Annotated in this window: 17 protein-coding genes and 1 pseudogene; 1 reads left to right on the forward strand and 17 read right to left on the reverse strand. The window is 63.1% G+C overall.

What is annotated here, in order from left to right; all coding sequences use genetic code 11:
• Window positions 1-9: 9 nt before the first annotated feature.
• The 10 genes from AC0YKC_RS05760 to AC0YKC_RS05805 form a co-directional block, all read right to left on the reverse strand.
• Window positions 10-867, reverse strand: coding sequence for a carbohydrate ABC transporter permease (locus tag AC0YKC_RS05760; RefSeq protein WP_320297433.1), 858 nt, complete (start codon window positions 865-867; stop codon window positions 10-12).
• Window positions 867-1,787, reverse strand: a complete 921-nt coding sequence (locus AC0YKC_RS05765) for a carbohydrate ABC transporter permease (protein WP_488510445.1) — start codon at window positions 1,785-1,787, stop codon at window positions 867-869. Before AC0YKC_RS05765 ends, AC0YKC_RS05760 begins: the two co-directional genes overlap by 1 nt.
• A 345-nt stretch (window positions 1,788-2,132) precedes the next feature.
• Window positions 2,133-3,371, reverse strand: a complete 1,239-nt coding sequence (locus AC0YKC_RS05770; protein ID WP_488510565.1) for an ABC transporter substrate-binding protein — start codon at window positions 3,369-3,371, stop codon at window positions 2,133-2,135.
• A 78-nt stretch (window positions 3,372-3,449) separates the two neighbouring features.
• Window positions 3,450-4,493: a LacI family DNA-binding transcriptional regulator gene (locus AC0YKC_RS05775; RefSeq protein WP_488510446.1), complete on the reverse strand. Its 1,044-nt coding sequence runs from the start codon at window positions 4,491-4,493 to the stop codon at window positions 3,450-3,452.
• Window positions 4,494-4,665: 172 nt separating this feature from the next.
• Entirely contained in the window at window positions 4,666-5,214 is a 549-nt protein-coding gene (locus tag AC0YKC_RS05780) for a hypothetical protein (protein WP_488510447.1), read from the reverse strand.
• A complete protein-coding gene (locus AC0YKC_RS05785) occupies window positions 5,211-5,408 on the reverse strand; it encodes a hypothetical protein (RefSeq protein ID WP_488510448.1) in 198 nt (65 codons plus the stop codon). The genes AC0YKC_RS05780 and AC0YKC_RS05785 overlap by 4 nt, the downstream gene beginning before the upstream one ends.
• Window positions 5,405-5,995 (reverse strand): hypothetical protein, encoded by a 591-nt coding sequence (locus tag AC0YKC_RS05790; protein ID WP_488510449.1) that lies wholly within the window; start codon window positions 5,993-5,995, stop codon window positions 5,405-5,407. Before AC0YKC_RS05790 ends, AC0YKC_RS05785 begins: the two co-directional genes overlap by 4 nt.
• Window positions 5,996-6,279: 284 nt before the next feature.
• Complete coding sequence (locus tag AC0YKC_RS05795; protein ID WP_488510450.1) at window positions 6,280-8,049, reverse strand: ABC-three component system protein; 1,770 nt, start codon at window positions 8,047-8,049, stop codon at window positions 6,280-6,282.
• Window positions 8,046-8,285, reverse strand: a complete 240-nt coding sequence (locus AC0YKC_RS05800; protein ID WP_488510451.1) for an ABC-three component system middle component 6 — start codon at window positions 8,283-8,285, stop codon at window positions 8,046-8,048. Before AC0YKC_RS05800 ends, AC0YKC_RS05795 begins: the two co-directional genes overlap by 4 nt.
• Window positions 8,282-9,214: an ABC-three component system protein gene (locus AC0YKC_RS05805; RefSeq protein WP_488510452.1), complete on the reverse strand. Its 933-nt coding sequence runs from the start codon at window positions 9,212-9,214 to the stop codon at window positions 8,282-8,284. Before AC0YKC_RS05805 ends, AC0YKC_RS05800 begins: the two co-directional genes overlap by 4 nt.
• Window positions 9,215-9,257: 43 nt before the next feature.
• On the opposite strand from AC0YKC_RS05805, the gene AC0YKC_RS05810 reads away from it, so the two are divergent.
• The gene (locus AC0YKC_RS05810; protein ID WP_488510453.1) at window positions 9,258-9,635 is read left to right on the forward strand and encodes an Hpt domain-containing protein; all 378 of its coding nucleotides are present in this window, start codon (window positions 9,258-9,260) and stop codon (window positions 9,633-9,635) included.
• Between the two features lie 114 nt (window positions 9,636-9,749).
• Here the strand turns inward: AC0YKC_RS05810 and AC0YKC_RS05815 are convergent, their stop codons facing one another.
• From AC0YKC_RS05815 to AC0YKC_RS05845, 7 genes and pseudogenes are all read right to left on the reverse strand, one after another.
• On the reverse strand, window positions 9,750-11,177 hold the full coding sequence (locus tag AC0YKC_RS05815) for a glycosyltransferase family 2 protein (protein WP_320297441.1): 1,428 nt from the start codon (window positions 11,175-11,177) through the stop codon (window positions 9,750-9,752).
• Window positions 11,174-12,211, reverse strand: coding sequence for a HEAT repeat domain-containing protein (locus AC0YKC_RS05820; RefSeq protein WP_488510454.1), 1,038 nt, complete (start codon window positions 12,209-12,211; stop codon window positions 11,174-11,176). Before AC0YKC_RS05820 ends, AC0YKC_RS05815 begins: the two co-directional genes overlap by 4 nt.
• Before the next feature lie 2 nt (window positions 12,212-12,213).
• On the reverse strand, window positions 12,214-13,959 hold the full coding sequence (locus tag AC0YKC_RS05825; RefSeq protein WP_488510455.1) for a YaiO family outer membrane beta-barrel protein: 1,746 nt from the start codon (window positions 13,957-13,959) through the stop codon (window positions 12,214-12,216).
• A complete protein-coding gene (locus tag AC0YKC_RS05830) occupies window positions 13,959-14,351 on the reverse strand; it encodes a response regulator transcription factor (protein WP_320297444.1) in 393 nt (130 codons plus the stop codon). The genes AC0YKC_RS05825 and AC0YKC_RS05830 overlap by 1 nt, the downstream gene beginning before the upstream one ends.
• Before the next feature lie 381 nt (window positions 14,352-14,732).
• On the reverse strand, window positions 14,733-15,125 hold the full coding sequence (locus tag AC0YKC_RS05835; RefSeq protein ID WP_488510456.1) for a response regulator: 393 nt from the start codon (window positions 15,123-15,125) through the stop codon (window positions 14,733-14,735).
• Between the two features lie 5 nt (window positions 15,126-15,130).
• Window positions 15,131-17,563, reverse strand: a complete 2,433-nt coding sequence (locus AC0YKC_RS05840) for a hybrid sensor histidine kinase/response regulator (RefSeq protein WP_488510458.1) — start codon at window positions 17,561-17,563, stop codon at window positions 15,131-15,133.
• 114 nt (window positions 17,564-17,677) lie between these two features.
• Window positions 17,678-17,944 (reverse strand): annotated as a pseudogene (locus tag AC0YKC_RS05845) (LacI family DNA-binding transcriptional regulator); the annotation flags it as partial.
• Window positions 17,945-17,958 lie beyond the last annotated feature (14 nt).

Consider the following 17,958-nt stretch of genomic DNA (forward strand, 5'->3'; position numbering starts at 1 on the left):
CCATTCGAATTACTTGACGGCCCCGGCCATGAGGCCGCGGATGTAGAAGCGCTGCAGCGCCAGGAACAGGATCAGGCAAGGCACCATCATCACCGTGACGCCGGCCTGCACCGCGCCCCAGTCGATGGCGCCGAAGCGGCCGGACTGAAGTGCCGTCATCATCACCGGCAGGGTGAATTTGGACTGGTCGGTCATCAGCACCAGCGCGGCCAGGAACTCGTTCCAGGCGCCGAGGAAGGCAAACAGCGCGATGGTGACGACGCCCGGCCAGACCAGCGGCAGCATCACCTTGATGAGCATGGTGACGTTGTTGGCGCCGTCCATGCGCGCGGCTTCCTCGATCTCGCGCGGCACGGCGTCGAAGGCGTTGCGCATCATGAAGATCGAGAAGGGCAGCTGCAGCGTGACATAGACGCAGACCAGCCCGGTCAGCGTGTTGTGCAGGCCAAGCTTCGTCAGCACCAGGAAGATCGGCGTCAGGATCGACTGGAACGGGATCATGATCGTCGACAGGATGAGGACGAAGAAGAAATCCCGGAACGGGAAACGGAAGCGCGAGAAGCCGTAGCCGGCAAGCACGCTGACCAGCACCGAGAGCAGCACCGTCATCACCGACACGTAGATGCTGTTTTGCGCCGAGACCCAGAGCCCGTCGCCGAAGGAGTTCAGCGTCTCGTAGTTCTCGATCGAGAAGCCGGTGGTCGGCCAGGGCGGCAGCGGCGGCTGGCGCGCTTCCTGCGCCGGCTTGAAGGTCGACAGCACCGTCCAGACGATTGGCGCCAGGAACAGCACCGAGGCGATGATGCCGGTGGAATGCCTGGCCAGGCTGAAGCCGACTTTGCGGTTCTGCGACATCGCCTCGGCCATCAGTCGAGCCCCTCGGGCTTGCGCAGCAGCCAGAGCTGGATGAGGCTGAGCGCCACCAGGATGACCAGCAGCACCATGGAAAGTGCGGCGCCATAGCCCAGCTTGAACGACACGAAGGACTGGTTGAAGATCCAGTAGACCGCCGTCAGCGTCTGGTTGCGCGGACCGCCGCGCAGGATGATGTAGAACTGGTCGAAGGCGAGGATCGAGCCCGCCACCGACAGGATAAGCGCCAGCGCCAGCGTGCGGCGCATCAAGGGCAGCGTGATCGCCCGGAACCTGGCGAACGGGCCGGCGCCATCGATGACGGCGGCCTCCTGCAGATCCTGCGGGATCGACTGCAGGCCTGTCATCAGGATGATCATCGTGAAGCCGGCGACCTTCCAGACCACCATGGCGATGATCGACCAGAAGGCAGGCTGGAAGGTGGCGAGAAGATTGACCTTCTTCGCGGTCAGGCCGAGGTCGTAGGCGGCTGGGCTGAACAGGCCTGAATCGACGTTGAGCAGCCACGACCAGAGCAGGCTCGCCGAGGCGAAGCCGACCACCGCCGGCATGAAGAAGGCGGTGCGGTAGAGATTGGTGAGCGGCCGCGGTTTTTCGATGAAGATCGCCAGCGGAAAGGCGACGGCGAAGATCGCGATGGTGACGATCACCGTGTAGTAGAAGGTGAATTTCAGCGCGTTCCAGAAGCGCGTGTCGCGCAGGATGGCGACATAATTGTCGAGGCCGATGAAGGAATGCTCGCCCATCAGCGGCCAGTTGTTGAGCGACATCCAGGCCGTCATGCCGAGCGGGATGACGAAGAAGACCGTGACCAACGCGACGGCCGGCAGGACATAGAGCAGACCGACCCATTGCCGCAGGCCGGTGCGGGCGCGAGAGCGGGCGGGCGCGGAGGTGGCGGCGATGGCGGTCATGGCAGCACCTCCCCTTCTCCCCTTGTGGGAGAAGGTGGATCGGCGCGCAGCGCCGAGACGGATGAGGGGTGTTCCAGGGGATGCCGGCGTCTCACTCCGCTGGAGCACCCCTCATCCGACCGAGCTTCGCTCGGCCACCTTCTCCCACAAGGGGAGAAGGGGGAGCCAGCCCGCCGGCGCCTCAAATTGGCGATGCTAGTGAGAGTGTGCTGTCTCAACGCGTCAGTCCCTGCCATTCAGCGAATGCAACATCCGGCCGCCCGGCCAGGGAGACGGGGCGGGCGGCCGGTCAGAGCCTGGGCGGCGAGGCGTTGCGCGATCCTCGCCGCCTATAGGCCCTGGTGTCTACTTGTTCGGCGCCTGGTCGATGATCGACTGCATGGTGTCCTGCGCGTTCTTGATGGCGCCGTCGACGTCGTCGCCGAAGAACACCTCGTTGATCATCTGCGTCCACGGGCCGTTGGCGGAGTTGATCAGGTCGTTGAACACCACCGAATAGGGCGTCCTGCCCTTGGCCATCGCCTCGGCCGCCACCTGGTAGCGCGGGTCGAGGTCCTTCAGCGCGTCCTTGGCGATGTCGTTGCGCACCGGCAGGCTGCCATATTTGGCGAGGATGGTCTGGCCTTCGAGCGAGTAGGCGAAGTCCAAAAACTCCTTCACCACGGCGATCTTCTTGGTGCCCTTGGTGACGACGAAATTGTCGCCGCCGGCGAAGGACGACCAGCCGCCATCCTTGCCCGGCAGGAAGGTGATGCCGTAGTCGACGTCCGGATACTGCGTGTTGAGCGCGCCGATGGCGAAGGCGCCGGACGGCGAGATACCGATCTTGCCGCCGGCGAAAGCGGCGAAGAAATTGGCGCCGGTGTCGGTCTGCGCGCCCTCGGGCACCAGGCCCTTCTTGACCATCGAGCGATAGAGGTCGATGGCGCCGCGCAGCTGCGGGCTGTCCAGTGTCGCCTTCGAGCCGTCCTCGGACAGGATGTCGCCACCCGAGGCCCAGATCAGCGGCGTGAAGGTGAAGATGTTGCAGCCGCCGCAATTGCCGGAGAAGTAGAAGCCCTTGATGTCGCCGCCGAGCGCGTTGACCTTCTCGGCGTCGGCCTCGATGTCGGCCCAGTTGGCCGGTCCCTTCTCCGGGTCCAGCCCCGCCTGCTTGAACAGCTTCTTGTTCCAGATCAGCACCGAGGCGTCGGCCGAGAACGGCAGGCCATAGATGCGGTCCTTGTAGGTGCCGGTCTTCACATGCGCCGGCGACAGGCTGGCAAAATAGGGCAAGGATTTCGCCCAGTCGGTGATGTCCTCCAGCTGGCCGGCGGCGGCGAAGGACGGCGTGTAGATCAGGTCGAGCGAGAGCGCGTCGGGCGCGGTGCCGCCGGCGGCGGCCGCGCCATATTTCGGGATGATCTCGGCATTGGGAATGATGTCGAGCTTGATCTGGTCCTTGTTCGCCTTGTTGAAGGCGTCGACGATGCGCGGCATGAAATTCGAGCCGTCGGCGCGCACCCAGATGTTGGCGGTCTCGGCCGACGCCGCCTGCAAGCCGCCGCCGATGACGGCAGCGGCCAAGGCAAGCTTGGCAAACATGGTCTTCACGTTACTCCTCCTCATGGTTCTCCTCCCTGTTTTGACCACGCCGCCCGGCGGACGCGTGGCCTTGTTGCTTCATTGCGGCGGACTGCCGCATGACTGCCGCACCACCAGCCGGCATGGCAGTTTCCTGATGCCCGGCGCGGCCGGCTGGCCCTCGACGAGCGAAAGCAGGGCAAGCCCGGCCTCGCGCCCGAGGCTCGCCAGGTTCATGTCGACGGAGGTGAGCGGCGGGCGCGTCGCCTCGGCCACGATCTCCCAATTGTCGAAGCCGATGACGCCGACATCCTCGGGCACGCTAATGCCGCGCTCGCGCAGCGCATCGATGACGCCGCGGGCAATCTGGTCGTTGCCGCAGAAGACGGCGTCCGGCCACCCTTCCCTGCCCGCCTTGCCGAACAGCTTTGCCACAGCCTCATGGCCCCAGGCTTCCGACCAGGCGCCCAGCAGCGGCTCGCTCACGGGTAAGCCGTTCTCCTTGAGAACATCGCGCCAGGCCTCGGCCCGCGTGTGCACCACGGCAAAACTCGCCGGTCCGCTGACATGGGCGATGCGGCGGCGCCCGAGCCGCAAAAACTGCTCGACCGCCAGCCGCGCGCCGCCGGCGTCGTCGGAGACGAGGCCGACCGCGCCGGGATCGGGCTGGGTGAAGGCATAGACCACCGGAATGCGCAGGTTGGAGAGATCGACCGGCAGATGGCGGTCGATGCGTTTTCCGGTGGCGACGATGCCGTCGACGCGCTTGTCGAGCATGGCCTCGACATGCAGCTGGCCGAGCCGCGGGTCGTCCTCGACATTGCACAGGAACACCGACACGCCCTTGTCGACCAGCGCATCCGAAACACCGGCCATCAGCGGCAGCGAGAAGCGGCCATAGGTGTCGTTGGTGAGCAGCCCGACGGTGAAGGAGCGCTTGCGCAACAGGCTCTGCGCCAGGCTGTTCGGCCGGAAGCCGAGCGTCCGCGCCGTCTCGCGGATCCTCTCGCGCGTCTCCGCCGTCATCCGCCCCCGCCCGTTCAGCGCCTTCGACGCCGTGGCGACGCTGACGCCGGCTGCGGCCGCGACCTCGCGCAGCGTGACCGGCGGCTTGGCGGAAACTGGCGCTGGTTCGGCGGACATGGGCGCGGCGGATTCCTTAGCTGGGAAAAGGTTTTCTCTGATCGCCCTGTGCGGTGATGAGGGGTGAGGTCAGCGGACGTGGGGCGATTTGGGAAAAGGTTTTCTCAGGTGGGAGAGTAGGGGAAGGTGGGAGGGTTGGCAAGAGGCTCAACGGAACGCGGCAGCCACCGATTTATCTTGCAGCGCGCAGCACCGTCGCTATCTGCTCTCGCTCCCCAGATGTAACCTGCCTCCGGTCGAACGGCGCTTCTCGTGTCTCCTTGCCGTATGAGAGGATCGGCGCTCCTCGCTCGACCGTTTTTAGGAAAGTGACGCACGGACGCTCGACCACGCCAACGCGATGGATTATCCCGGCCTGAAGAAAATAGCTGTCCCCGGCGCTACTTTCGAACATCGTTGCCATATGTAGCTTTCCCAGACGTCCCGTGGGCGACAAGGTCGACTCGGCTTTTCCGTAGACCACCATGAATTCCCGCTCATCCCCTTCAGGCATCTCGACAAAACGGAATAGTTCGCTCCTCATCCGACCAAGACGAACGTCGGAATGAATATCGAAAGAATGCTGGTGGCGATCGTTCTCGGGGCCACTTGGTCCGCCCGGAAGCCATACGTGAACACGCCGGCTGGCTCCATCGCCGTGAGATTCCTGCAGGTAATAAAACCCGAGGGGATGGGCGCGGAAGTCCGCGCTTCGCGCAATGACATCTGCTACGTCCATCATTTGTATCGGTGCTTCCGTTCAGCGATCATCTTGGCTACTTCTTGCTGCAGAGTATCGACATCATCGATCTCAATACCGAAGGCGTTTAGCGTTTGTTTGTCGCAGCTCTTCTCCTCCAACTTCTTACCCCTAAAGATGGCCTCGTCCCATCTTATCTCCCTAGACACGGCAGCCTCGTTCCTAATCGTATTCACCAACATCTCGTAGAACTCAGAACCAAATTCAAAAAAAGGGCCGACTTAGCCATATCATCTTGCGTCATAATCGCGCCGTTGTCTGAAAGATCAACTCGAAAAGCCGGAAGGAACTTCGAGTAGTACACTCTGATATTAATGTATTTGTTATTTGCGCTTACTATCGCGCAAACCATACTCGTTGCCAGCACATTGGCGAGCAACGGATTGCCCTCAGAATCTTCTCCTAGCGATGACCGGATGTCCTGATACGACCGGATCAGCCGCTCGTCCATCGGGTCAGGAAGAACCACCTCGACGTCGATGTTGCGCTTTTCATCCCTCGCCTGCTCATCCAACTTGAGAAGAGGTGCCGAGCGGAAGTATGAGCCGGACCTACCCCAGAACATGTAGGTGCGCGCCGCGACGGGTAGTTCTTTCATGTGCCCACTTATGTCGCGCGGCCGGACTGCCGTGACCTCGCGGAGCCCAGGATTTGGGCCGATGAAATGCATGTATATCGCGTAAAAGGCGAGTATGATTAGCGAGCCGGTCAGCACCTGCATAAACACGCCGTCCACGATGTCCTGAAGGATACCCTTGGACATCAAGCTTCGCTCTAGACCGATCACGACCAAGCATAGGGCGCATAGGCCGATGAACCCCCAAAAGAACCACTTCCGGGCGTAGGGTGAGCCTAGGTCATCAAAAAAGTCGACAGCGGTGATCTTCGAAGTTTTCAAGGTGCCCAACCCGTTCCCCCAAACAAAGGTGGCGGCCTGAGCTCAAAGCAATGCTCTTCGCTGGTCCGCCGCATAAATTTATTGATTCTACCCATAACATACGAACGAAGAATTCCTGACCTTTCGCAAAGTGCAGGCAACTACATCCGTTAATCGAAACGGAATCCGAAAATACCACCCGTCTCTGCTTCATCGGAAAGCCGGGTGGAGAGCACAACTTCGTCTCTATCGATATCGTCCGACAGCGGAAGGCTGTCGAAGATGTCCGAATTCAGTGTCACGATATACTGCATATCCAGCCCTGCCCCCCTTGCTCCAAGCAAGAGCGCGGATGCTATTTGCCGCGCATCGACGCCATCAAACAAATGGCTATCATGGATAAGAAAGCCCGGTCCTCCGAAATTGTCTTTTGCTATTTGAAGCAGAGCAAGATCGAGGCAGAAAATCTCGACCTTCGAAATTCCTCCCCCGCGGTCGCCTTCTATAGAAATCTTGAATTCAGGGCCGTTCTCCGTGGCCTCGACGATGAACTGGCCGCTCCTGTCATCATAAAGTTCGCTGATCGCGTCAGCAATCAATAGGATTGCCTTCTCCAGGACTGGCGCTCGTAGTTGATGATCCTCTTGAAGGCGGCGCTTTAGGTGTGCCCGATCGATGTCTAATTGTGCCGACTCGCCCTCAAGAACTTCGGCAGCTTTGAAACGCTCTCGGAGTGTGGCGGCCAATGCTTCGACCGTGGCCAGATCGCGCTGAAGCGTTATGAAATCTTCCAGCGCGCCACGGCCTTCCAGGGTCCTCAAAATCTCCGAGCGCTCCCGATCGAGTGCTGCCAGTTGTTCCTCATTCTCCCTGATACTTTGCCGCGTCTGCGCAATCTCCCGGCTCAAGTGTACACGCCTGTTGACGACAACTGAATCGTAAAAACGGTTGATTTCTTCAAAACGGCGAAGTGCAACATTGGGGAGTTCGATGCCGGTAGCCTCGTAGAGCTTCTTGAGATCGGCGTGATCTGGCGGACGCTCAGTATCGACGGCTCGTTCAAGATGCTCTAGTGTTTCGCTCAGGCTTATGGATTCCCTGCCCACAGCCTGCATATCGCTTTTCAGACGCGCGGCTCGTCGAGACAGATCCCGGTAGGAATCCAATACCTCAAAGCTGGATAGCTGTGCGCGGAGCTTTTCAGCACGGGTCTCCGCAATTGTCACCTGTGGTCGCAGTTCGGCAACTGTGCCGAGGATGTTGCCAAACGCACCACCGCGGGCAGCTTTCTTTAACTCTTCCAGTGTTCGCTCGCGCTCGCGGACTTTCTGGAACTGGTAGGGAATTTGCCAGTCCAGACCGAGGAGGTAAGAAAGATTGACCTGCCAGTCTCCGCGCTGCTGCTGTTCTGCTTGCCGCTCAGGATACGAAAAGGCACCGGACAGCCAGCGCCTAGCAAAGTAAGAAAAGAGCGCTCGAAAAGTCGGCGTCCCGGGCTCATCGAATATAGTTCCGACCACATTTGCCGGCATACCGAACATCGCATGCCCAAGATAAATCCGCCAATTTGTATTGCTGACATAAGGTCGGCCGCTCCCCTTGTCGATTTTAGTGGGGAGGTCCGAATGAATGTTTTCGTCGATAAGGAAAATCTTGGCTGGCTCTTGGCCAGTCCGTTCAACCGTGAAGCTTTCGCCTTTGATCTGAAAAGTACCGCGAAAGGAATGCTCTACCAGAGACGGTGTCCGAAACAGAGAGTCCTTGTCGCAATTCGCTCCGAGCAGGAAATGGATGGTCTCCACCAAGCTCGTTTTGCCAGCGCTGTTGCGGGTCTGCTTATTGGTCGCGTCTGCGCGGGTATCCGCAAGCAGAACGTTCAAACCTGGGTGAAACGAGATCGACTTGAACGTCGCCAGCGAGCTCTCAATCGACACAATCATACTTGTGCCGCTCTGATTATGATGCCGTCATACTCAATGGCCGCAATCGAGTACAAAAATGTCAGCGCAAGAACGAACCAGTCGAATGAGAGTGGTGTTGCGGTTGGCCCGCGCGAGACCAGGACCCTCTCCCACAGTTCGGAGACAGTGCAATCTTCGTCGAGGCGCGCCAGAATCTCAGCGCCGACCCCCAATAGTGCGCGATCATGGGGGAGGTGTTTTCCGGGGAGAATCACTGCGCGGCCACTTTCGACGGATCGTCCTCGAAGATATCACAACTCTCGAAGAGGAACGCCAGAAGTGCTTGGGCGGCAACCTGACGTTCAGGCGTAACTATTCCCTGCCCCGTGATCGCCTCGTAGAGCTTCGCCATGATGTCGCCTGGGGTGAGCTGTTGGGTCTTCAGGTATTGGTATTTCACCCTAAACGACTGCGCGATCCTCTCCCCAACCATCGGATCAGGGTGGTGCTGCAGATATTGTGAAACATGGTGCGTGTTTTGCCAGCCGTGCGCGATCAACGAACGCCAGTGGCTGGGCAATTTGTTGAAATCGAGTTTGTCTGCCGGAACCGGGCGAATTGCGCCTACATCGAATGTAACGCTGTCCGCCTGCAGGATGACCGCAGCGACAAGGTCCCTTAATTCGGCGGGCTGGAGATTCTGGGAGTCTCGGGTAGTTGCAACGGCGCCAAGCAAATCCTCGATCTGCTCTTCAGGCAGGCCAAATATCGCGGTCTCCAGCGCCTCGATGCCGACAAACCCAAACTGTACGGTTGGATTGGCGGTCTCTAAAGCCTTGAGCTTCTGAACGGCCTCAATCGGCAAGCCATCGACCAGATTGTGAACCATCTGCCATTTTTTCATTATTTCGGGCACGCCGACGAGTGCCTTGGCGAAGTCGTCCGCCATCTTGCCAACGAGGTAAGAAACCTTTCCCCCGTCACCATTAAGCGCGCCGTAGCACTGAAAGACTCCCCCCGACGATTGCAGGTAGCCATCGCAGCCCTTGTCGCCCAGTTGCCCGAAAGCCCGAAGGCGAACGAAATCGCTGCCGTGCGCTTTGGTCATAACCGTCGAGAAAAAATCTTGAAAGGCGTCCCCGCCACATTTGCGAAGCTTCAGTTCAAGGGCGACGCGCCACCAATATCGTTGATCCGGAGTCATGCTAAATCTTATCGTGCTCTAAAGGATTTTCCGAGGGAAGAGTTTGGGAGTTCACCGGCAACACAGAACCGGTTGTTCCACCTCACCCCGCTTTCTGCTTGAATACCGCCTCCGCCAATTCAGGAGCCCAGCCATCTCCCCCGATCCCTTCGCCCCTCTGCGCCAACGCTTCCTCGCCCGTTGCGCCGATCAGCTCGCGGAGCTGAAGGCCATCGCTCATCAGGCTGTTCCCCTGCCCGGCAACGATCCGCTGGTCCGCCTCGCCCATTCGCTCGCGGGTGCTGCCGGCACATTCGGTTTCGCGGAGATCAGCGCGCGCGCCTCAGTGCTGGAGACGCTGCTGGTCGAGCAGGCGGATGGCGCGAGCGTGCGTGCGGCGCTCGATGCCTTGATCGCGGAGATCGAGCGGACGCTGGCTTGACTCCTTGTTGCTACGCAAATTCCGGACGGGGGTTACGGCGAAGTCGCCGAACGCAAACCGTTGCACACTTTTCCTGGAATTGCTCCAGCCCCGGCCTGACGCCGCCGGCCGCGCTTATTTCTTGGCGCCGCCGAGGCCGGTCCTGGTCATCTCGCCCCAGCCCTGGTTGCCGCGTAAAAATTGCCACCAGCCTTTGACGCGCCAGAAATTGTTGAGCTGGCGGTAGCCGAAATTCTCGATCACGGCGGCGGCCGTCAGCACGGCGAGGTCCCTGGCGCGGGGGAAGCGCTGCAGCTCGGCCTCCTCGAGGATCAGCGAGCAGACGCTGACGCAGACGCCATAGGTGAAGATGAGCGCGGTGAAGGCGAGCAGATACTCGGCCGACAGGATGCCGAGCAGCCAGAAGGCCGGGATCAGGATATAGCCCAGCACCTCGGCCACCGGTCCCAGCACGTCGACGACCAGGATATGGCCGAAGCCGAGGAAGCCGACGCGGCCATAGCGCGGGTTGAACAGCATCGAGCGGTAGCGGAAGAAGCATTCGAGCGCGCCGCGCTGCCAGCGCGAGCGCTGGCGGGCGAGCACGCTCAGCGTTTCGGGCGCCTCGGTCCAGCACACCGGCTCGGGAATGAACTGGATGCGGTATTTGCGCTTCGTATCGCGCATATGGCGGTGCAGCTTGATGACGATGTCGAGGTCCTCGCCCATCGAGCCCTTGGTGAAGCCGCCCACCGCAACCGCTTCGGCGCGTCGGAACATGCCGAAGGCGCCGGACACCAGCATCAGCGTGTTGATGCTGCTCCAGGCGAGCCTCGCCATCAGGAAGGCGCGCAGATATTCGACCACCTGGAACAAGGGCAGCAGGCGGCGCGGCAAATGGATCTCGCGCACCCTGCCCGCCTCGATCCGCGAACCGTTGGCGATGCGGATCGTGCCGCCCACGGCGATGGTGCGCTCGGGGTCGTCGATGAAGGGTTGGGCGGCGCGCATCAGCGCGTCGGGCTCGAGGATGGAATCGCCGTCGATGACGCAGAAGAGCGGCGCGCGGCAGACATTGATGCCGGCGTTCTGGGCATCGGCCTTGCCGCCGTTCTCCTTGTCGACCACGAACAGCCGCTCGGTCATCGGCGAGGAATAGAGGCCGCGGATCGGCTGGTGCGCCAGCGCCTCCTCATAGGGGCGGTGGAACTTCACCAGCTTGAAAGCTTCGATCAGCAGTTGCAGCGTGTTGTCCTTCGAGCCGTCATTGATGACGACCACCTCGAAATTCGGATATTCGAGCGCCAGCATCGAATGCACGCTCTCGACCACGTTCAGCGCCTCGTTATAGGCCGGCACCAGAAGCGCGATCGGCGGCGCGACGTCGCCATAGCGCTGCCACAGCAGCGCCGAGCGCGCCACCGGCGGTCGCTCGGACAGCGCGTAGCCGGCGACGACGAGCTGCAGCAGGTAGATCGTCGTCTGCGCCAGCCCTGCCCCGATGATGAACCAGGACAGGATGGTGGCGGCGAGAACGACCTCGTGGCTCCAGTCGGCGATCATAGGGCCGGTCCCTCGGCAAGGATGAGCGAGGCGGTGCGCTGGCTGCGCGAGACCTCGTGGGAAGCAATCTCGCGCAGCAGCCGCTCTCCCGGCTGGCCGAACGAGCGCAGCGCGTTGGCGGCGGCATAGCGCACGGTCCACACTTCGTCGTCCAGCAGCGTGGTGAGCGGCGCCGCGAGCTCGGGCAGGCCGAGCCGGCCCGCGGATTCGGCGGCGGCGGCGCGCACGTCCCAGTCGCCATTTTCCATGGCGCGCTTGAGGATGGCCGGCGCCTGGGCGTGCCCGGTGAGGCCGAGCGCCCGCAGCGCGGCGGCGGCAACCTCGGGCGAGGCATCGCCGGCGAGGCCGGCGAAGAATTCGGCGAAGCCGAAGCCGCCGGCGCGGGCCAGCGCGTCGATCGCGGCCGCCCGGATGAAGGGCGAGGCGTCGACGCGCGACGCATGGACCGCAAGCTCGTTGAAGCGCGAGCGCGGGAAGCGCCTGAACAGCTCGACCAGCCGCCGCGAGCGCTGCCCCGCCACGCCGATGAAGTCCAGCGCGGTGCCGAGCAGCGGCAGGCTGCCGAGATCGCAAAGCGCAATGGCCGCCGCGATCCGGACTTCGCGCGAGCGGTCCTGGGTGAGCGCTGCAAGCAGGTGTGCCGACGCATCGTCCGAACCCAGCGAGGCCAGCATCTCGGCCGCGTGGATGCGTTCGGCGATGTTGCCTTTGCGCAGCTGCCTGGCGACACGGGCCGGCAGGCCGCATTCGTTGAAGGCGACAAGCACGTCGTCCCTCTCCTCGCCGCGCAGCAGCGCAATGAACTCGAAGCCGGCGTCGATCGCCACGCCGGCCGGCACGGCGAGCACCACCGTCTTCAGGGCCTCGCGATCGCGGTTCTCGGTGAAGGCGATCAGCGCGGTCAGAACCTGGCGCCGCTGCTCGGCCGTCGCCCTGCCCCGGCGCTCCTGCAGCAAGCGCCGTGCGATCAGGAACAGCATGATCACCAGGGAAAGGGCGCTGAGCAGTATCGAGAGGTCCCAGATATACCACATGGTCAGAACCGCGCCGTCAGGCCGAGGCCGAATATGTTGCGGTCGAAGGTCGGGCGTTCCTCATGCGCGACGCTGGCGCGCAGCGTCAGCGGATCGCTGACGTCGAAGGAAATGCCGCCGAAGACGGTGCGCGTCGGGATCAATGCGCCGTCGTCGATCTCGGGGGCGTCGGCATAGCCGGCGAAGACGTTGAAGCGCGGCGTCGCCGCAAGATCGGCGCGCAGCACATAGCCGTCCGCGCGCGTGCCGCTATCGTCCTCAGCATGCACCCAGCGGGCCGACAGCCCCAGCCGGCCGTCGAGGATGTAGCCCTGGATCCAGGGCTGGATGCTGGTGACGCTGGTGTCGGCAAAGTTATCGTAGCGGGCATCGATGTTGAGCGAGAGCGGGCCGAACGCCCTTGCCGGCGCCACGACCTGCCAGGACGCGCCGGCGCCGACCGAATAGCGCGCCAGGAAGTCGGCATCCGGCGTCACTGCCGCGAGCGCATAGGCGGAGAAGGCCGGCGTGAAGGCCTGGTCGATGCGGCCCTCGAGCTGGACGTCGGTGTGGCCGAAACGGGTCGCCAGCCGGGTGTGGCCGGAAATCGTCGTGCGCGGCGACAGCCGATAGGCGAGACCGGCCGAGCTGTCGGTCCAGTCGCCGAGACCATTGGTGAGATCGCTCACCTCGCTGCCGATGTCGAGCCGCCATTTGCGCGGCGGCGGCACGGCCAGCCTTTGCTCGATGTCGGCGGAACCCGGCTCGATGGCGAGCGCCTGGCTGTAAGCCTGCCGCGCGGCCTCGTCATCGCCCTCGGCGCGGCGCACGTCGCCGATACCCACCAGCGCCTCGGCATTCTTCGGCTCGAGCGCCAGCGCGCGCTGGAACGACTGCCCGGCCCGCTTGTGGTCGCCTTCGAGCAGCGCGACCCTGCCGTCGAGGTCGAGCGCCTCGACATTGTCCGGCGCGCTCGCCAGCGCCTCGTCGATCAGAGCGCGGGCGCGGGGCGTGTCGCCCTGCCAGATCGCCAGGCGCACCTTGCCCAGACGCGCATCGAGAAGGCCGGGCTTGATGGCCAAAGCCCGGTCGAAGAACTGCCCGGCTTCGTCGAAGCGCTGGCTGGAGCCGACGACAAGGCCAAGCTCGACGAGGACGTCGGTGTTTTTCGGCGACAGCTTGAGGGCGCGGCGATAGACCGCCTCCGCCTGGGGCAGCTTGCCTGCCTGGCGCAGGCGCCTGCCCTCTTCCAACTGGACAGCGACGGGATCGGGCCGGCGATGCGGTTTCTTCGCCGCCGCCGGGGACGCGGCGGCCGGTTTCGGCTTGCTGGCCTGCTTCGCCTTGCGGATGTTCTCGACAAGCGCCGCGGCGTCCGCATTGCCCGAGTCGGCCTGCGCGACCTGCTCGGCGAGCGGCAGCGCTGTGTCCAGATTGCCGGAGCGGAACTCGACCTCGGCCATGCCGAAGCTGGCATCCCAGTAAGTCGGGGCAACCGAAAGCGCCTTGGAAAAGGCGTCACGCGCCGCCGCGAGGTCGTTGCGGCCGAGCTCGACGAAGCCAAGCTGGACCAGCGCGTCGGCATTGTCGGGCTTGAGCGCCAGTGCGCGCTTGAGCAGGTCGGCGGCCTCGTCGAAATGCTGCGCTTGCCTCGCCTTGACGGCGGATGCGTAGAGCTCGTCGACAGTCTGCGCCAGCGCCGCCTGCGGAGCGGCGGCGACGGCCAGTATCAGGCATGCGGCAAGGCCCAAGCGCCGGCCATGCCGCATCAGCGCTTCCCGCTCTTGCGCGCGATCAGCCGCGCGAGCCGGGCCAGCAGTTCCTCGGGGATGAATGGCTTCACCAGATAGTCGTCGGCGCCCTTGTCCAGGGCCGAGACAATGTCCTTCTGGCCCTTGCGGGCCGTCAGCATGACCACTGGCGTGTCAGACAAAGCCGGGTCGCCCTTGATGCGTGCCAGCACCTCCAGGCCGTCGGCCTTCGGCATCATCGCGTCGAGCACGACGACGTCAGGGGCGTCCCGCTGCACCTTCTCGAGCGCCTCCGCTCCGTCGACTGCCTTGACGACCTCGTATCCCTTCGCCCTCAATCTGAATTCCATCAGCTCGAGCAACAAGGGGTCGTCGTCGCAGATCAGAATTCTTGCCTTCGCTCCATCCACCAGTCCTGCTCCGGTTTACGCCTCGTGCCCCCCGGAGTAGCCAATCCATGAACCGACATCCGCCAACGCGGTCCATGAAATAATGCCCGCGCAGTCGCCCGCGCCGACCAATGCCGCCCGATCATAGATAGACCGATTCGCGACGGCCGCATTTCGATGCAATCAGTAGATGAATATCGGCGCATGGTATAGGAGGCGTAAACACCAGGCCGGCGCTTGCCGACAGGCTTCTCGCCGCCGCAGGCGCTCTCGCGGCCAGAGCAATTCCAGGAAAAGTGCGAGCGGTTAGGCTCGTCGACTTCGCCCTAGCCTTCCGTCCGGAATTGCTTCAAAAACAAGGAGATAGTGCGTTTCACCGTTTCCGTGAAACGGTGAAACGCGCTAGGCCGCGGGGCCGTCGGCGCGCGACGCAAGCAGCCGCTTCACGTCGCCGGCGAGCGCCAGCGGGTCGAAGGGCTTGGCGATGACGCCCACCGCTCCCATGGCGAGATAGCGCTCGACCTCGTGCGTCTGGGTGCGCGCCGTGATGAACACCACGGGTATCGTCGCCGTCGGCTGCGATTCGGCCAGGCGCTTCAGCGTCTCCGGCCCGTCCATGTCCGGCATCATCACGTCGAGCAGGATGAGGTCGGGTTGCCATGCCGCCGCATCGACCAGCGCCGCCGCGCCCGAAGCGCAGGACCGCACCTCGAATTCCGGCTCGAGCTCGAGCGACATCTGCGCGATCTCGCGGATGTCGTCCTCGTCGTCGACATAAAGGATCCTTGCCGGCATGAAGGTCACTCCCTGGCTTGCGCGGAGGCGTCGCGGGTCGCAACCAGCATGTTCCTGACCAGCTTTGCGACATCGATCTCCGACGCCTTGGTCTTGGTCATGATCGCCTGCACGCGATCACCCAGCTTGTCGTCCAGTTCCGCCGCGGAAAACACGATGACCCCGGTCTCGAGCGGCAGGTCGGTCAGCAGGTCCAATCCCGATCCGTCGGGGAGAGCGATGTCCAGGATGACAAGATCGAAACGACGGTTGGCGATCGCATGCTGCGCGTCCTTGAGCGTTTTCGCCGAGGTGATCGAGACACCCGAACCCAGCCCCTCCGACATCACCGCAAGCACGCCCTCGTCATCCTCGACATGCAGGATTTGCGGTTTCGGCTCGACCCTGCGGCCGACGATCTTGGCGAGAGCGGCGTGCAGCCGTTTCGAATCCACCGGCTTCTCCAGCCAGTCGACGATGCCGACCGCGGCACCGTTCAGCGAGCGCCTGGCTTCGTCGGCGACGGCCGAGATGACGATGACCGCAATGTCGGAATTCACCGGCGATGCCCTGATGTCGTGGAAGAGCTTGATGCCGGATTCCCCCGCCAGCTTGATGTCGAGCGTCAGCGCCACATAATCGCGCGAGCCAAGCAGCGCCTTGGCGGTGTCGATGTCGGGGGCGACGTCGCTGGAAAAGCCTTCGGCGTCGAGAAGTGCTGCGATCACCGTGGCGACATCGGGCTCGTCCTCGCAAATCAGGACACGCAGCCGGCCGTCGCGCTTACGCGACCGGCGCTCGACCAGAACAGGCTTCTCGGCCTGCCTTTGCGCTTCGGCAAGATCGACGTGAAACGAGGTTCCCTTGCCTTCCTCCGTCTCGAAGGAAACGGCGCCGCCCAGCTTTTCGACGATGGTCTTGACGATGCTCAGGCCGAGGCCCGTGCCGCCCTTCCTGCGCGTGCTGGAGGCATCGGCCTGCTCGAACTTGCCGAATATGCGGCTGCGGAATGCTTCGGGAATGCCCGCGCCCTGGTCGATCACGGAGATGCGCAGCATACCGCTGTCGCGGCGCTGCAGCTTCACCATCACGGCGCCGCCGTGATTGGAGAACTTGATCGCGTTCGACAGAAGATTCGCCATCACCTGGTGCAGGCGGTCTGGGTCGATATTGGCCTCGGCGCGTGGCGCATCGTCGACCAGGACGATGCGGATCCTGCTCTCGGCCATATAGTTGGAGCTGGCGGCAATGGATTGCTCCAGGACCGGCCGTACCGGCATCTGCCTGATCTTGAAGCTGATGACGCCCGATTCGATCTTCTCCATGTCGAGGATGTCGTTGATGAGAAGAACCAGCCTCTCGCTGTTGTTGTGGGCGATGTTGACGAGATTGGCGGCCTTTGGCGGCAATTCGCCAGCGACGCCCGCCGCGATCAGGCCGAGCGAGCCGCGGATCGACGTCAGCGGCGTGCGCAATTCGTGGCTGACCGTGGAGATGAAGTCGTTCTTGAGCTGGGCGTTCCGCTTCTGCTCGGTGATGTCGCGGTTGTAGGTGATGACGCCGACGATCTTGCCGGTCTCGTCGCGAAAGGGTGCCTTCAATGTGTAGAGCCAGCCCTGGCTGCCGTCGAGGAAAAGCGCTTGCTGATCGATGCGCGACGTCTGCCCGGTCTCCAGCGCGCCCATTTCATTCTGCCTGAAGCGCTCGGCCACATCCTTCGGATAGAAATCGAAATCCGTCTTGCCGATAAGGTCCTCGGCCGAGGCGGCGCGCATCATTTCGGCGGTGGCAGGGTTTGCCACGACAAAGCGGCCGGCGGCATCCTTCACATTGAGGCAATCCGGCAGCTCGCGGACCATGGCGCGGTAGATCATGTTGGACATGGCGAGATCGCGGCGCCGCTGCTGCCGGTCGAGCAGCACGCCGATGATGAAGGTGCCGAGGAAGCGGAACACCAGGGACGGAAGCGTGCTCTGCTGGACGAAGCCGGCGAGGATCTGCTGCGGGATGACCACAAGCGTGATCAGCCCGGCGAGCGCCACCGTGACGCCAAGGCCGAGTATGTCGAGCATGGTGCGCGAGCGGACCGCGACGACGTGATGCCATGCCAACCCGACGATCGCCGTGATCAGGATGCTCATGACCCCGACATTCGCGCCCTGCCCGCCCAGATAGACGCGATAGGCAATGGAGCCGGCGGTTGCGATGAACATTGCCGGCCATCCACCGAAGAAGGCGGCCGCGGCGATAAAGGCGGCACGCAGGTCGATCACGAAGCCGGAGACGTTGAGTGCGGTCGCCATGGAAATGATCGAACCCGCGCACATGACCGCGCCCAGAATCAGCGACTGTATCAACCGCGGCAGGCGCCCGGTGAAATCCGCCACGAGGTCCCAGGCGACGACCAGGATCGAGACGAGGGCAAGATTGCCCAGGAGTGAGCGCCAGATCTCGGTCATGACTTTCCAGCTCCTTTTTGCCGATAGATACCGGCAAAACCTATCCGAGGTCTAAAGAGCCCTCCGCATCGCCCCCTTGGGCGCCGTTTCGGCCGTCGCTTTGATGTTGGCCACGCATGCCGCCGACGTTGTCCCTTTGTCGACCGGCGCATCCGAAACCCCGGCCGTCAGCGGCAGCGAGAAGCGGCCACGGGTATCGTTGGTGGGCAGTCCGACGGTGAAGGGGCGTTTTCGCAACAGGCTCCGCGCCAGGCTGTTCGGCCGAAGCCCCGCAGCCGCGCCGTCTCGCGGATGCGCTCGCGAGTCTCCGCCGTCATCCGCCCTGCCCGTTCAGCGCCTTCGATGCCGTGCGACGCTGACGCCGGCCGCGGCGACGACCTCGCCGAGCCTTCAAT

The organism is Mesorhizobium sp. CNPSo 4661 (assembly GCF_057784215.1).

Bases quoted from the DNA above. Each gene is read 5' to 3' on its own strand.
- AC0YKC_RS05760 (WP_320297433.1), bottom strand. From the start codon at position 867: ATGGCCGAGGCGATGTCGCAGAACCGCAAAGTCGGCTTCAGCCTGGCC.
- AC0YKC_RS05765 (WP_488510445.1), bottom strand. From the start codon at position 1,787: ATGACCGCCATCGCCGCCACCTCCGCGCCCGCCCGCTCTCGCGCCCGC.
- AC0YKC_RS05770 (WP_488510565.1), bottom strand. From the start codon at position 3,371: ATGTTTGCCAAGCTTGCCTTGGCCGCTGCCGTCATCGGCGGCGGCTTG.
- AC0YKC_RS05775 (WP_488510446.1), bottom strand. From the start codon at position 4,493: ATGTCCGCCGAACCAGCGCCAGTTTCCGCCAAGCCGCCGGTCACGCTG.
- AC0YKC_RS05780 (WP_488510447.1), bottom strand. From the start codon at position 5,214: ATGATGGACGTAGCAGATGTCATTGCGCGAAGCGCGGACTTCCGCGCC.
- AC0YKC_RS05790 (WP_488510449.1), bottom strand. From the start codon at position 5,995: ATGTCCAAGGGTATCCTTCAGGACATCGTGGACGGCGTGTTTATGCAG.
- AC0YKC_RS05795 (WP_488510450.1), bottom strand. From the start codon at position 8,049: ATGATTGTGTCGATTGAGAGCTCGCTGGCGACGTTCAAGTCGATCTCG.
- AC0YKC_RS05805 (WP_488510452.1), bottom strand. From the start codon at position 9,214: ATGACTCCGGATCAACGATATTGGTGGCGCGTCGCCCTTGAACTGAAG.
- AC0YKC_RS05815 (WP_320297441.1), bottom strand. From the start codon at position 11,177: ATGATCGCCGACTGGAGCCACGAGGTCGTTCTCGCCGCCACCATCCTG.
- AC0YKC_RS05820 (WP_488510454.1), bottom strand. From the start codon at position 12,211: ATGTGGTATATCTGGGACCTCTCGATACTGCTCAGCGCCCTTTCCCTG.
- AC0YKC_RS05825 (WP_488510455.1), bottom strand. From the start codon at position 13,959: ATGCGGCATGGCCGGCGCTTGGGCCTTGCCGCATGCCTGATACTGGCC.
- AC0YKC_RS05835 (WP_488510456.1), bottom strand. From the start codon at position 15,125: ATGCCGGCAAGGATCCTTTATGTCGACGACGAGGACGACATCCGCGAG.
- AC0YKC_RS05840 (WP_488510458.1), bottom strand. From the start codon at position 17,563: ATGACCGAGATCTGGCGCTCACTCCTGGGCAATCTTGCCCTCGTCTCG.